Origin of the sequence: Pseudomonas sp. TMW22089, from assembly GCF_022496645.1 — a bacterium.
Classification (GTDB): Bacteria; Pseudomonadota; Gammaproteobacteria; order Pseudomonadales; family Pseudomonadaceae; genus Aquipseudomonas; species Aquipseudomonas paraversuta.
In genome coordinates this window covers 205749-220257 of record NZ_SCFG01000002.1, presented here as the reverse complement: position 1 = coordinate 220257, position 14509 = coordinate 205749, and the positions used below count along the sequence as shown (strand labels likewise).

9 protein-coding genes are annotated in these 14509 nt (G+C 59.0%); 6 read left to right on the top strand and 3 right to left on the bottom strand.

Annotation, left to right across the window (positions count from 1 at the left end; genetic code table 11):
- The first annotated feature begins 27 nt into the window (after window positions 1–27).
- The 4 genes from radA (at window position 28) to yjiA (ending at window position 4929) form a co-directional block, all read left to right on the top strand.
- Window positions 28–1395, top strand: a complete 1368-nt coding sequence (gene radA / locus EQV90_RS03375) for a DNA repair protein RadA (RefSeq protein ID WP_003443972.1) — start codon at window positions 28–30, stop codon at window positions 1393–1395.
- A 170-nt stretch (window positions 1396–1565) separates the two neighbouring features.
- Window positions 1566–3632, top strand: a complete 2067-nt coding sequence (locus tag EQV90_RS03370; protein WP_003443970.1) for a carbon starvation CstA family protein — start codon at window positions 1566–1568, stop codon at window positions 3630–3632.
- Window positions 3633–3647: 15 nt separating this feature from the next.
- Entirely contained in the window at window positions 3648–3845 is a 198-nt protein-coding gene (locus EQV90_RS03365; protein WP_003443968.1) for a YbdD/YjiX family protein, read from the top strand.
- A gap of 121 nt (window positions 3846–3966) precedes the next feature.
- Window positions 3967–4929 carry a GTPase gene (gene yjiA / locus EQV90_RS03360; protein ID WP_003443966.1) on the top strand — a complete coding sequence of 321 codons (963 nt, stop codon included), beginning with the start codon at window positions 3967–3969 and terminating at the stop codon, window positions 4927–4929.
- Window positions 4930–5079: 150 nt separating this feature from the next.
- On the opposite strand, the gene glyA is transcribed toward yjiA, so the two are convergent.
- Window positions 5080–6333 carry a serine hydroxymethyltransferase gene (glyA, locus tag EQV90_RS03355; protein WP_003443962.1) on the bottom strand — a complete coding sequence of 418 codons (1254 nt, stop codon included), beginning with the start codon at window positions 6331–6333 and terminating at the stop codon, window positions 5080–5082.
- 118 nt (window positions 6334–6451) lie between these two features.
- Window positions 6452–10327: a bifunctional diguanylate cyclase/phosphodiesterase gene (locus EQV90_RS03350; RefSeq protein WP_276617483.1), complete on the bottom strand. Its 3876-nt coding sequence runs from the start codon at window positions 10325–10327 to the stop codon at window positions 6452–6454.
- Between the two features lie 281 nt (window positions 10328–10608).
- On the opposite strand from EQV90_RS03350, the gene ettA reads away from it, so the two are divergent.
- Together ettA and gdhA are read left to right on the top strand one after the other, a co-directional pair.
- Window positions 10609–12276 carry an energy-dependent translational throttle protein EttA gene (ettA, locus tag EQV90_RS03345; RefSeq protein WP_003443957.1) on the top strand — a complete coding sequence of 556 codons (1668 nt, stop codon included), beginning with the start codon at window positions 10609–10611 and terminating at the stop codon, window positions 12274–12276.
- Between the two features lie 303 nt (window positions 12277–12579).
- On the top strand, window positions 12580–13917 hold the full coding sequence (gdhA, locus tag EQV90_RS03340; protein ID WP_240877746.1) for an NADP-specific glutamate dehydrogenase: 1338 nt from the start codon (window positions 12580–12582) through the stop codon (window positions 13915–13917).
- Here the strand turns inward: gdhA and EQV90_RS03335 are convergent.
- Window positions 13914–14408, bottom strand: coding sequence for a GreA/GreB family elongation factor (locus EQV90_RS03335; protein WP_003443952.1), 495 nt, complete (start codon window positions 14406–14408; stop codon window positions 13914–13916). The genes gdhA and EQV90_RS03335 overlap by 4 nt on opposite strands.
- Window positions 14409–14509: the final 101 nt, after the last annotated feature.

The window sequence follows — 14509 nt, the reverse complement described above, 5'->3', positions numbered from 1 at the left end:
TCATCGCGGTTTTTCCGTGGAGTTCAGATGGCCAAGCCCAAGCGCATATACGGCTGCACCGAGTGCGGCGCAACTTTCCCCAAGTGGGCCGGGCAGTGCGGTGAGTGCGGCGTCTGGAACACCCTGGTCGAAACCATTGTTGAAAGTGGTGCTGCCGCGCCACCCAGCGGGCGCACCGGCTGGACCGGGCAACAAGCCCAGATCAAAACCCTGGCCGAGGTCAGCATTGCTGAAATCCCGCGCTTCTCCACCGCCTCGGGCGAGCTGGACCGGGTGCTCGGTGGCGGTCTGGTGGACGGCTCGGTGGTGCTGATCGGCGGCGATCCCGGTATCGGTAAATCGACCATTCTCCTGCAAACTTTGTGTCATATGGCCTCGCGCATGCCTGCGCTGTATGTCACCGGCGAGGAATCGCAGCAGCAAGTAGCCATGCGCGCCCGCCGTCTGGGCTTGCCCCAGGATCAGCTCAAGGTCATGACCGAGACCTGCATCGAAAGCATCATCGCCACCGCCAAGCTGGAAAAACCCAAGGTCATGGTGATCGACTCGATCCAGACCATCTTCACCGAGCAGCTGCAATCGGCCCCGGGTGGCGTGTCGCAAGTGCGTGAAAGTGCGGCATTGCTGGTGCGCTATGCCAAGTCCAGCGGCACCGCGATCTTCCTTGTGGGCCACGTCACCAAAGAGGGCGCGCTGGCCGGGCCCCGGGTGCTGGAGCACATGGTCGATACCGTGCTGTATTTCGAGGGCGAGTCAGACGGTCGTTTGCGTTTGTTGCGGGCGGTAAAAAACCGCTTCGGCGCAGTTAACGAACTGGGCGTGTTCGGCATGACCGACAAGGGCCTGAAAGAGGTCTCCAACCCGTCTGCGATTTTCCTCACCCGGGCCCAGGAAGAAGTGCCCGGCAGTGTGGTCATGGCCACTTGGGAAGGCACACGCCCGATGCTGGTAGAGGTGCAGGCACTGGTGGATGACAGCCACATGTCCAATCCGCGCCGGGTCACCCTGGGCCTGGATCAAAACCGCCTGGCCATGTTGCTGGCCGTCCTGCATCGCCACGGTGGAATTCCGACCCACGATCAGGATGTATTCCTCAACGTGGTGGGCGGGGTCAAGGTGCTGGAGACCGCGTCCGACCTCGCACTGATGGCCGCCGTGATGTCCAGCCTGCGCAATAAACCGCTGCCCCACGATCTGCTGGTATTTGGCGAGGTGGGGTTGTCGGGTGAAGTACGACCAGTGCCCAGCGGTCAGGAACGCTTGAAAGAGGCGGCCAAGCACGGTTTCAAACGGGCCATCGTGCCTATGGGCAACGCCCCCAAAGAGTCGCCGCCGGGTCTGAAGGTAATTGGCGTGACCCGTCTGGAACAGGCGCTGGATGCATTGTTTGAGTAGCGCTTCAAACAGCGGCAAGCACCGCGCAGGCCTGACCGCGCAAACGGATCAATAGCCAAGCATAAAACCGTAAAAGAAGGCTCTAGACCAAGGTAAGGGGGTGGTCTTTAGAGCTGGGGGCGCTAAACTCCGGTGGCAGTCTTTCTTGTCCAACTGGCCGGAATATAAAAATGAATAATAAAAATAGCCTGCTACGCCACATCCCGTGGCTGGTGCTGGCAATTGTAGGAGCCTGCGCCCTTGGCGTAGTGGCCTTGCGCCGAGGCGAGGCGGTCAACGCCTTGTGGATCGTAGTGGCAGCCGTTGCCATCTACCTGGTCGCTTACCGTTATTACAGTTTGTTTATCGCCACCAAGGTGATGCAACTGGACCCACTGCGGGCGACACCGGCGGTGGTCAATAACGACGGTCTGGACTATGTCCCGACCAACAAACACATTCTTTTCGGTCACCACTTTGCAGCCATCGCCGGCGCCGGGCCTCTGGTCGGGCCGGTACTGGCCGCGCAAATGGGCTATCTGCCGGGCACGCTCTGGCTGATTGCCGGGGTAGTGCTGGCCGGTGCAGTACAGGACTTCATGGTCCTGTTCATGTCCGTTCGTCGCAACGGTCGCTCCCTGGGCGACATGGTGCGCGAAGAGATGGGCAAGGTGCCTGGCACCATCGCGCTGTTTGGCTGCTTCCTGATCATGATCATCATCCTCGCGGTGCTGGCGCTGATCGTGGTCAAAGCCCTGGCCGAGAGCCCGTGGGGCATGTTCACAGTGATGGCCACCATCCCGATCGCGATGTTCATGGGCATTTACATGCGCTACATCCGCCCGGGCCGTATCGGTGAAATCTCGATTGTCGGCGTGTTGCTGTTGCTGGGTTCCATCTGGCTGGGGGGCCAGATTGCGGCCAGCCCGGAGTGGGCGCCGATATTTACCTTCACCGGCACGCAAATCACCTGGATGCTGATCGGCTACGGCTTTGTGGCGGCGGTGCTGCCGGTGTGGCTGGTACTTGCGCCCCGTGACTACCTGTCCACCTTCCTTAAAATCGGCACCATCGTGGCCCTGGCGATCGGCATTCTGGTCACCATGCCCGAGCTGAAAATGCCGGCCCTGACCCAATTCGTCGACGGCACCGGTCCGGTGTGGAAAGGCGGTCTGTTCCCGTTCCTGTTCATCACCATTGCCTGCGGGGCGGTGTCGGGTTTCCACGCACTGATTGCCTCGGGTACCACGCCCAAACTGCTGGATAACGAATGCAACTCCCGTTATATCGGCTACGGCGCGATGCTGATGGAGTCATTCGTGGCCATCATGGCAATGGTTGCCGCGTCGGTCATCGAGCCTGGTGTGTACTTCGCCATGAACAGCCCGGCAGCCATTGTCGGCGGTGACGTGGTGACTGTGGCGCAAACGGTGAGCAGCTGGGGCTTTGCAATTACCCCGGACGCACTGACGGCACTGGCCCATGACATCGGTGAAACCACGGTTCTGGCCCGTGCCGGCGGCGCACCGACCCTGGCAGTGGGTATCGCGCAGATCCTGCACAACGTGCTGCCGGGCGAAAACACCATGGCGTTCTGGTATCACTTCGCCATTTTGTTTGAGGCGCTGTTCATTCTGACCGCGGTCGACGCGGGCACCCGTGCCGGTCGCTTCATGTTGCAGGACTTGCTTGGCAGCTTCGTGCCAGCCCTCAAGCGCACCGAGTCGTGGCCAGCCAACGTGCTGGCAACCGGTCTGTGTGTGGCGATGTGGGGTTACCTGCTGTACCAGGGCGTAATCGACCCGCTGGGCGGCATCAACACCCTGTGGCCGTTGTTCGGTATTTCCAACCAGATGCTGGCGGGGATTGCGCTGATGCTGGCCACCGTCGTGCTGATCAAAATGAAGCGCCAGCGCTACATTTGGGTAACCATGCTGCCAGCGGTCTGGCTGCTGATTTGCACCACCTACGCCGGTTTCATCAAGCTGTTCGACGCCAACCCGGCGGTCGGTTTCCTGGCCCTGGCGAAAAAATACAGCACCGCACTGGATGCCGGCCAAGTGATTGCCCCGGCGAAAAACATCGATCAGATGCAGCACGTGATCATCAATGCCTACACCAACGCCGGTCTGACCGTGCTGTTCCTGTTCGTGGTGTTCAGCATTCTGTTCTATGCCGTTAAAGTCGGTGCCGCGGCCTGGGGGCGTAAAGAACGTACGGATAAAGAAGCGCCGTACCACTCCCTACCGGATGCATGACAGAGGATTGCAAGCATGTTCAATGACCTGAGTCGCCTCGGTAAATACCTCGGTCAGGCCGCGCGCCTGATGGTCGGCATGCCCGACTACGACAATTACGTCGAGCATATGCAAACCAAACACCCGGACAAGCCGGTAATGACCTACGAAGCGTTCTTTCGGGAGCGCCAGGAGGCGCGTTACGGCGGCAAGGGCGGGCCCAAGTGCTGTTAATCCGCTAAGGGCGGGTTGTATCTGACTGTGGGAGCGGGTTTGTCCGCGATGGCATCGACTGTCGATACCTTCGCGGGCAAGCCCGCTCCCACATTTTTTTGTGTTCAACAGGAGACCCGACATGACCTCTCCAATCCCCGTCACCATCCTCAGCGGATTTCTCGGTGCCGGTAAAACCACCTTGTTGCGTCATCTGCTCAAGGCCGAGCACGGGCTGAAAATCGCCGTCATTGAAAACGAATTCAGCGATGCCGGAATCGACACCCAGTTGTTGGGCGATGAGCCGGTGCAAGTCATGACCCTGTCCAATGGCTGTGTGTGCTGCACCATTTACACTGATCTGACCAAGGCGCTGTACCTGTTGCTTGAGCGTCTGGACAGCGGTGAAATCACCTTCGACCGGCTGGTCATCGAATGCACCGGCCTGGCTGATCCGGCACCGGTGGCACAAACCTTCTTTATTGACGAAGAACTGCGTGAGCGTTATCTGCTGGACGGCATCATCACGCTGGTGGATGCCGCCCACGCCGAGGTTCACCTGAGCCAGACCATCGCCCAGGCGCAAATCGGCTTTGCCGACCGGCTGTTGGTGAGCAAGCGTGATCTGGTGGATGACGCCACGTTTGATGCGCTGTGCCAGCGCCTGACCCGGATCAATCGCCGGGCGCCGATCCGGGTGGTGGAGCACGGCAAGATTGATCTGGCCGAGCTGCTGGATGTGCGCGGGTTCAACCTGAATGCAGATCCAGGTGGCGGTCTGAATTTGCGCCCGGTACAGCCTGCGGCTTCTGCGGACCGTATTTCCAGCATGGTGCTGCGCACCGAAAAACCGCTGGATATCGACAGCCTCAGCACCTTTATGAACGAGCTGCTGGAAGAGCACGGCAAACAGCTGCTGCGTTACAAGGGTGTATTGAATATTGCCGGTGAAGACCGGCGCCTGGTGTTTCAGGGTGTGCTCAAGCTCTACGGTTTTGATTGGGACACCGAGTGGGCCGAGGGCGAGCTGCGCGAAAGCGTGATGGTGTTTATTGCCGATGAATTGCCGGAGGCCACCATTCGCGAAGGGTTTGCACGGCTCTGATCCATCACCGCCTTATATCTGTAGGCGCGGGCTGTTTATGGTTTGAAGAAGCTCGCGAGCAAGCTCGCTCCTACAGGGGGAGGGCGTGTCCGCAGAGCGCCCAGAAAAAAGCCCGGCTAGAAAGCCGGGCTTTTTTTCAGCTGTTTGCTATCAGTTGCCGTAAACAGGCAGCTTGGCGCAAATGGCTTTGACCTTCTCGCGAACGGCATCAATAACGGCTTCGTTGTTGATGTCGTCAAGGATGTCGCAGATCCAGCCTGCCAGTTCACGGCATTCTTCAACCTTGAAGCCGCGGGTGGTGACAGCCGGAGTACCGAAACGCAGCCCCGAGGTAACGAACGGGGAGCGTGGATCGTTCGGTACGGAGTTTTTGTTCACGGTGATGAAGGCTTTGCCCAGAGCGGCGTCAGCATCTTTACCGGAGATGTCCTGCTTGATCAGCGACAGCAGGAACAGGTGGTTTTCAGTACCGCCCGAGACCACGTCAAAACCGCGCTCGATGAACACCGAAGCCATGGCCTGAGCGTTCTTGACCACTTGTTGCTGGTAAGCCTTGAACTCAGGCTGCAGCGCTTCCTTGAAGCACACGGCCTTGGCCGCGATAACGTGCTCCAGCGGACCGCCCTGGGAACCCGGGAAAACAGCCGAATTCAGCTTCTTCTCGATGTCGGCGTTGGCTTTGGCCAGGATCAGGCCGCCACGTGGACCGCGCAGGGTTTTGTGGGTAGTGGTGGTCACTACGTCAGCATAAGGAACCGGGTTCGGGTAAACGCCCGCTGCAACCAGACCGGCCACGTGTGCCATGTCGACGAACAGGTAGGCGCCGACTTTGTCTGCGATAGCGCGGAAACGCGGGAAGTCGAGGATCTGCGAGTAGGCAGAGAAACCGGCCACGATCATTTTTGGCTTGTTCTCAACGGCCAGACGTTCAACTTCGTCGTAGTCGATCAGGCCATTGGCGTCGATACCGTACTGGATGGCGTTGTACAGCTTGCCCGAGGACGAAACGCTGGCGCCGTGGGTCAAGTGACCGCCGTGGGCCAGGCTCATGCCCAGAATGGTGTCACCGGCCGACAGCAGGGCCAGGTATACAGCGCTGTTGGCCTGGGAGCCGGCGTGCGGCTGAACGTTGGCGTAATCGGCGCCGAACAGTTCTTTTGCACGGTCGATGGCCAGTTGCTCGACGACGTCGACGTATTCGCAGCCACCGTAGTAACGCTTGCCCGGATAACCTTCGGCGTACTTGTTGGTCAGAACCGAGCCTTGAGCTTCCATGACCGCTGGGCTGGTGTAGTTTTCCGAAGCGATCAGCTCAATATGTTCTTCCTGGCGCTGAGCTTCTTGCTCCATGGCGGCAAAAAGGTCGGCGTCGAACTTGGCAAGTGTCAAATCACGGCTGAACATGGCGGTCCTCAAGGATCGGGGGCAGAAAAGGAGGGCATTCTAACCCAATGGGTTTTATCTGGCATATGAAAGCGATTCACGGCGTTCCTGATCAAACTGCAAGCAGGTAACGGCCACTTCAAATGGGTAATTCATCACTGGCAGTGTGCCGCTGCTTGGCCAGTAACTGTTTCTCTAACTGGTGTGCCGGCAGCGGTCGTCCCAGCAGGTAGCCCTGGACTTCGTCGCAGCCGTGCTCGCGCAGGAAAACCAGCTGTTCGTGGGTCTCGACGCCTTCGGCGATGACCGCCAGATTCAGGCTGTGGGCCATTGCAATAATGGCCCGGGCAATCTGGGCGTCCTGCTCGCCACAGGGCAAACCGTCGACAAAGGTACGGTCGATTTTCAGTACGTCGATCGGGAATTGCTTGAGGTAGTTGAGCGATGAATAGCCGGTGCCGAAGTCGTCGACGGCAATGCTCAGGCCGAGATTTTTTAGGCTGGCCAGAATTTGCAGCGCCTCGCTGACTTCGCGCATCAGGATGCTTTCGGTCAGCTCGAGCTCAAGACACGCCGGGGGCAGGCCCGTTTCCTTGAGGATGTTGGCAATCCGGTTGCCCAGCTGGCCGTCCGAAAACTGGCGCGCCGAGATATTGACCGAGACTTTGGGCACCCGCACCTTGGCCTGATGCCAGTGTTTGAGTTGGCGACAGGCTGCGGCCAGCACCCAGTCACCGACGTCGACCACCAGGCCCAGCTCTTCGAGCACCGGGATAAAATCCCCGGGCGGCACCAGTCCGCGGCGCGGGTGATTCCAGCGCAACAGTGCTTCAACCCCGGTTAGGCGTTTGCCGTCGCCACTGAATTGCGGCTGGTAATAGAGTATGAATTCTTCCTGTTCCAGGGCATGGCGCAAATCGCTCTCCAGTTCCAGGCGTTCCAGGGCGCTGGCGTTCATGTCGGCCTGATAGAACTGGAAGTTGTTCTTGCCGCGCTCTTTGGCGTGGTACATCGCCGTATCGGCGTTTTTCATCAACTGGCTGAGTTCGTTTCCGTCTTGCGGGCTCAGGGCTATGCCGATACTGGCCGTGACGAAGAATTCACGGCTTTCGAGGACAAAGGGTTGTACCAGGCTGGCGAGGATCTGTTCGGCCACGCTGATGGCCCGGTTCAGGGCTATTTGACGGGTTGCCCGTGGTTGCAGGAGCAGGGTGAACTCGTCCCCGCCCATGCGCGCCACGGTATCGTCGTCGTCCACACAGGCCAGCAGGCGGGTCGCCATGTCTTTGAGCATGCGGTCGCCGGCGGCGTGCCCCAGGGAGTCATTGATCGGTTTGAAACGGTCGAGGTCGAGGAACATCAGGACCACCCACGACTTGTTCCGGTCGCCCTGTTGCAGTGCGGTGTGCAGGCGATCCTGAAACAGTGTCCGGTTGGGCAGGTGGGTCAGGGCATCGTAATAGGCCAGGCGGTGGATTCGCTGCTCACTGGCCTTGCGTTCGCTGATGTCACTGAAAAAACACACGTAGCTGGCCAGGTCGCCTTCATCGTCCAGCACCGCGGTGATCCCGACCCATGCCGGGTAGTGTTCGCCGCTGCGGCGTTTGAGCCACACCTCGCCCTCCCATGAACGGTGCTGATTGAGTTGCTTGATCACGTAACGCAGATGCGCCTGTTGCTGTTCATCCACGGTCAGCATGCTTGGCAACTGGTCGAGCACTTGCGCTACGGCGTAACCGCTGACCCGGCTAAAGGCCTCATTGGCCTGGACGATATAGCCGGCCGGGTCGGTTATCAGGATCGCCGAGGTCGAGTGTTCGAATACCGTAGCCGCCATTCGCAGGTCTTTTTCTGCGTTGCGCTGCTGACTGATATCGCGGCCAACGCCGAGGATGCCCTCGAACGTATTGCTCTCGTCCCACACCAGTACCAGACGCAGCTCGATGGGGATTTTGCGTCCGTCAGCCCGCAAGCAGTCGAGCAGGAACACCTGGGTTTGCACTTGAGTGCGCAGGGGCGCCAGTTGCTCGGGAGTGTCCAGCGCGGCGCTGACCCGCGCCAGCAGGCTGTAGATACCCGCCAGTTGTTGCGGATTGGCGATGGTCGATTGCCAACCATGGTTGAACACCCATTGCGCGTCGTAGCCCAGCACAGTCTGTACCGACGGACTGACGTAATTCAGGCATAACCTGCTGTCGGTGGAGAAAATCACATCACTGATGCTTTCCGCCAGCATCCGGTAGCGCTGCTCACTGTCGCGCAGCGATTCGCTGGCCTCGATCTGGTCGGTGATGTCTTTGGCAACCCCGACAATCCGCGTTACCTGCTCCCCGGTACCCAGGGCCAGAGCCTGTTCGCGAATCTCAAAACTGCGCCAGACGCCACTGCGATGACGAAAGCGCAACTGGCATTGCAACCGGCGCACATAGTTGCCGTGACGTTGCTGGTGGCGCAGTTCGTGATAGTGCCCGGCGTCGTCGGGGTGCAGCAGCAGCTCCCAGAAATAAGCGCCCATTTGCTTGAGCTCGGCGGCGTTGTAGCCCAGGGTGTGGCCCAGATGGTGATTGCTGAAAATCATCATCTGGCTGGTGACATCCTGCACATACAGGTGATCCGGCACGGTGCGTACCATGTCGGACCAAAAGCTTTCGCGCTCCTGCAAGGACAACTCGATCAGCTTGCGATTGGTAATGTCGGTAATGCTCAGAATGACCGCGTGATAGTCCAGGCGGGTATCGGGCAGACGCAGCACCAGCCATAAATGCTGGTCACGCCCCCCGGCGTCGGCCAGTTTGATTTCCAGCTCCAGTTGTTGCAGCCGGTTGAGCACGGCCTCGACCAGTTGATAACCAATGGCCGAGCCGGTTTGCGGGGCGCCGCTGATCAGTTTTGACCAGGCGCCGTCCTCGGATTCGACCTCCAGCAACTGCATGGCGACCTGGTTCACTTCGGTGATGCGCAATTGTTCAAACAGCTGGCGCCGATGCTGCGGCTGGTTGTTCAGCCATTGTTTGAGGGCATGGCTGTCCTGGATTTTTTCGCGCTCAAGAAAGCCAGGCAGGCTGGACAGGTCGAGTACGCAAAGCGCGACGCCGGTGCCTTCAAAAATATCGTGATAACGACGCCGGCCTTCGTGCAGCTGGCGCTGGCGGCGGCGCATATTCAAAAGTGCGACCACCGGCAGCATCGAGAACAGCAGGCCGAGCAAGCATTTGCCAATCAGCCCGGGTAGCAGCTGTTGCGCCGCCATCTGGTCATTGAACAGCCCGCGCAACTGCCAGTCGCTGTTGCGCAAGGGGGTCAGCAGTACTGTGTCATCCATGTCCCGGGGATCGGAGCTTGATACCCGGGTGACAGGAGCGGTACTGGTGCTGAGCACCTGATCAGTCAGGGTGTTTTCGACCTGCCATTGGGGGCGGTTGCTGTTCAGGGTCTGGCGCGTGAGGTTTTGCAGCAGATCCGGGGTCATGCGCAGCAGCCAGTAACCGTTGGTCGTGTCACCGGTCTGGCGCAACAACAGATAAGCAACGCTGGCATCCCTGTTGTTGCCGTAAAAATACCCGGCTGTACGGCTGTACAACCGGATGTTTTTTATCCAGTCGGCCAGGAAGGCCGCATCGGGGCTGATGCCCGTGCTGTCGAGCAGCACTTCTCCGGCTGGACTCAATAAGGCCAGGCTTTGCAGGGGCGGCAAGGTTTGGCGCAGCCGTTCGAGCAGCTCCTGTAGCTGGAGCGAATCTTTGGGGGGTGCATAGGCAGGCAGCAGGTTGAGGGCGGTTTCGGCCCTGAGTTCCATACTCAGGTTGATGTGGTCGGCCAGGTCTGCGCTGTAATTGATGCTCGACAGGCGCTCCTGCTGGATCGCGTTCCGGAACTGTTCAATCAATAGCCAGAACAGCATTGCCAGCAGCAACAGGACCAGGGTTGCCAGTGCGCCTTTTAACGTGCCGCGCACAGGTGTGCCAAGGAGTTGGCCTGGTGTGCGGGGCAGTGTTGGCGGGGTGACATTGGGCAAGCTGTGATCCTGCGGTTTGGCAAACAAGGCGCGCGCGCACTATAAGCCGGACGCCCAGAGGGCGCCTAGCATGCCTTGGGTTGTGGCAAAGTGCCAGCCCTGTGCTTTGCTCTGGTTTGCCCTGATCAACGCATTCAGGTAGCTTTGCCGGTTATTCGAGCGCCTACACTCAGGCATATACGGTCAGCAGGTATTGATGCATATCAGTCCCTGACTTTTTCCTATTGCCTGATCCGGCAATGCTCGCGCCTTATTCATCAGTCACTGACGCTAGGTTCTCCATGGCTCAATACGTATTCACCATGCATCGGCTGAGCAAAGTTGTTCCGCCGAAGCGGGAAATCCTGAAAAACATCTCCCTGTCGTTTTACCCGGGCGCCAAGATTGGCGTGCTCGGTTTGAACGGTTCGGGTAAATCCACCCTGTTGAAAATCATGGCTGGCGTGGACACCGAGTTCGACGGCGAAGCACGCCCGATGCCGGAATTGAACATCGGCTACCTGCCCCAAGAGCCGCAGCTGGACCCGAACAAAACCGTACGTGAAGTGGTTGAAGAAGCCGTTAGCGTGATCAAGGATGCGCAAGCGCGTCTGGATCAGGTTTACGCTGAATACGCTGACCCGGATGCCGACTTCGACAAGCTGGCTGCAGAACAGGCCAAGCTCGAATCCATTCTGCAGGCAAGCGACGGTCACAACCTGGAGCGCCAGCTGGAAGTCGCTGCCGATGCACTGCGTCTGCCGGCCTGGGATGCCAAGGTTGAACACCTGTCCGGTGGTGAGAAGCGTCGTGTGGCCTTGTGCCGCCTGCTGCTGTCGGCCCCGGACATGCTGCTGCTCGACGAACCGACCAACCACCTGGACGCTGACTCCGTGGCCTGGCTGGAACACTTCCTGCACGATTTCCCGGGTACCGTGGTTGCGATTACGCACGACCGTTACTTCCTGGATAACGTGGCTGGCTGGATTCTGGAGCTTGACCGCGGTGCGGGCATTCCTTACGAGGGCAACTATTCGGGCTGGCTTGAAGCCAAGTCCGATCGTCTGGCTGCCGAATCCAAGCAGCAGTCGGCCCATGAAAAGGCCATGAAAGACGAGCTGGAATGGGTCCGTAAAGGCGCCAAGGCCCGTCAGTCGAAATCCAAGGCCCGTCTGCAACGTTTCGAAGAACTGCAATCGCAGGAATTCCAGAAGCGCAGCGAAACCAACGAAATCTACATCCCGGCCGGTCCGCGCCTGGGTGACAAGGTTATCGAATTCAAGAACGTGTCCAAGGGCTACGGCGATCGCGTGCTGATCGACAACCTGTCGTTCTCCATGCCTAAAGGCGCCATCGTTGGCGTGATCGGCGGTAACGGTGCCGGTAAGTCGACCCTGTTCCGCATGCTGATGGGCAAAGAGCAGCCGGACTCCGGCAGCATCGAAATCGGCGAAACCGTGCAGCTTGCCTGTGTGGATCAGAGCCGCGACGACCTGGATGGCAGCAAGACTGTGTTCCAGGCCATTTCTGATGGTTCTGATGTGATCCGCATTGGTAACTACGAAATCCCGTCGCGTACCTATGTAGGCCGTTTCAACTTCAAAGGTGGCGATCAGCAGAAGTTCGTCAAGGACCTGTCCGGCGGTGAGCGTGGTCGCTTGCACCTGGCCCTGACCTTGAAAGAGGGCGCCAACGTGCTGCTGCTCGACGAACCGTCCAACGACCTTGACGTTGAGACCCTGCGTTCGCTCGAAGAAGCGCTGCTGGACTTCCCGGGCGCTGCCATTGTGATCTCTCACGATCGGTGGTTCCTTGACCGCGTCGCGACTCACATCCTGGCGTACGAAGACGACTCGCAAGCGGTCTTCTTTGAAGGCAACTACACCGAGTACGAAGCTGATCGTAAAAAGCGTCTCGGCGAAGCGGCCAACCAGCCGCACCGTGTACGTCACAAGAAGCTGGCCCAGTAAGGCCGGTTTGCAAGAAACAACGGAGCCCCTCGGGGCTCCGTTTTTTTTTGTGCAGACAGGCATGATTTGCGTAGTTGCCTACGAGGAACGAGGGTTGCGCCTGGGGGCGGGTTTCAGTTGGTGCAAAACTGGGTACAAGAATCACTTTTATGGTGCGCAATGACTGCTTTAACTGGACTAATTTATATAAAAGCACCATTTAAATTCATAACTGCGACATTTTGCGCTGTCGCGGTGCTTCATGAGTTGATAAGGTTCTGGGCAATCAGCTTCTAACGACAACAAATTTGCCGAGACTTTTCCATGATCGAATCCGTCGACCACTTCCTTGCCCGCCTGAAAAAACGCGACCCTGACCAGCCTGAGTTCCATCAGGCCGTAGAAGAAGTTCTGCGCAGTCTGTGGCCGTTTCTTGAAGCCAATCCGCACTATCTGACTTCAGGCATTCTCGAGCGCATTTGTGAACCCGAGCGGGCGATTGTGTTCCGCGTGTCGTGGGTCGATGACGAAGGCAAAGTGCGGGTCAACCGCGGCTTCCGGATCCAGATGAACAGCGCCATTGGCCCTTACAAGGGCGGGTTGCGTTTCCACCCGTCGGTGAACCTGGGGGTTCTGAAATTCCTGGCCTTTGAGCAAACCTTCAAGAATTCCCTGACCTCGTTGCCAATGGGCGGCGGTAAAGGGGGCTCGGATTTCAATCCGAAAGGTAAAAGCGATGCTGAAGTGATGCGCTTCTGCCAGGCCTTCATGAGTGAGCTGTACCGCCACATCGGTTCCGATGTTGACGTTCCGGCAGGCGACATCGGTGTGGGGGCACGTGAAATCGGTTTTATGTTTGGTCAGTACAAACGTCTGAGCAACCAGTTTACTTCGGTGTTGACCGGCAAGGGCATGAGCTACGGCGGCAGCCTGATCCGTCCGGAAGCCACCGGCTTCGGTTGCGTGTACTTCGCCCAGGAAATGCTCAAGCGCAGTGGCCAGCGCATTGATGGCAAGCGTGTAGCGATTTCCGGATCCGGAAACGTGGCCCAGTATGCGGCCCGTAAAGTCATGGACCTGGGTGGCAAGGTGATCTCGCTGTCGGATTCCGAAGGCACGCTATTTTGCGAAGCCGGCTTGAGCGAGGAGCAGTGGGAGGCGTTGATGGAGTTGAAAAACATCAAGCGCGGGCGTATCAGCGAACTTGCCGGCCAGTTTGGTCTTGAGTTCCTGAGCGGCCAGCATCCGTGGAACCTGGCCTGTGACATCGCGCTGCCATGCGCCACCCAGAACGAACTGGACGCCGATGCCGCCCGCACTTTGCTCGGCAATGGCTGCGTCTGCGTGGCTGAAGGCGCGAACATGCCCACCACCCTCGAGGCGGTCGACATGTTTATCGAAGCGGGTATTTTGTTTGCCCCGGGCAAGGCTTCCAACGCCGGCGGCGTGGCAGTGAGCGGTCTGGAAATGTCACAGAACGCCATGCGCCTGCTATGGACAGCGGGTGAGGTGGACAGCAAGCTGCACAACATCATGCAGTCGATCCACCACGCCTGTGTGCACTACGGTGAAGAGAACGGCCGGATCAACTACGTGAAAGGCGCCAACATTGCGGGCTTCGTCAAAGTTGCCGACGCGATGCTGGCCCAGGGCGTGGTTTAAGCCGGATCAATCCTGATGATTTCGACCTGCAGATCCCCTGCGGGCCGAAACCACAGCACTTCATCTCCGAGTTGCGCGCCCAGCAGCGCGCGACCCAGGGGCGAGCCCCAATTGATCAGCCCCTGGCCTGCATCGGCCTGATCCTCGCCCACCAGTTGCACCCGTTGTTCATTGCCCGATTCTTCGGCAAAGGTTACCCAACTGCCAATCTGCACCTTTTGCGTTGATGTCGCAGGGGCGACCACGTGGGCGCTTTGCAGCCGCTGGCTGTAGTAGCGCAGGTCGCGCTCAATCTCGGCTAACCGCTGTTTGTCGGCGTCATCGCGGCGGGCGGACTCGGCACTGTGCTGGCGCTGCAATTCGCTGACTTTGGCTTGCAACTGGTCAAGGCCGGCAGCGGTGACATAGTTGGGCTGGTCGCTGATCTGGCGCTCAATCGGCGTATTGGCCTGCTCGGCGGCGGTGTCTTCGTTGACAAATGCGCGGCTCATGGCGGTGTCCCTCCGGGGCTGTAGGCTTTAGAGCCTGCGCCGGAATCAGGGTTCAGACTGGTTTGCCAGGAAACCTGTAGGAGCGAGCTTGCTCGCGAGCT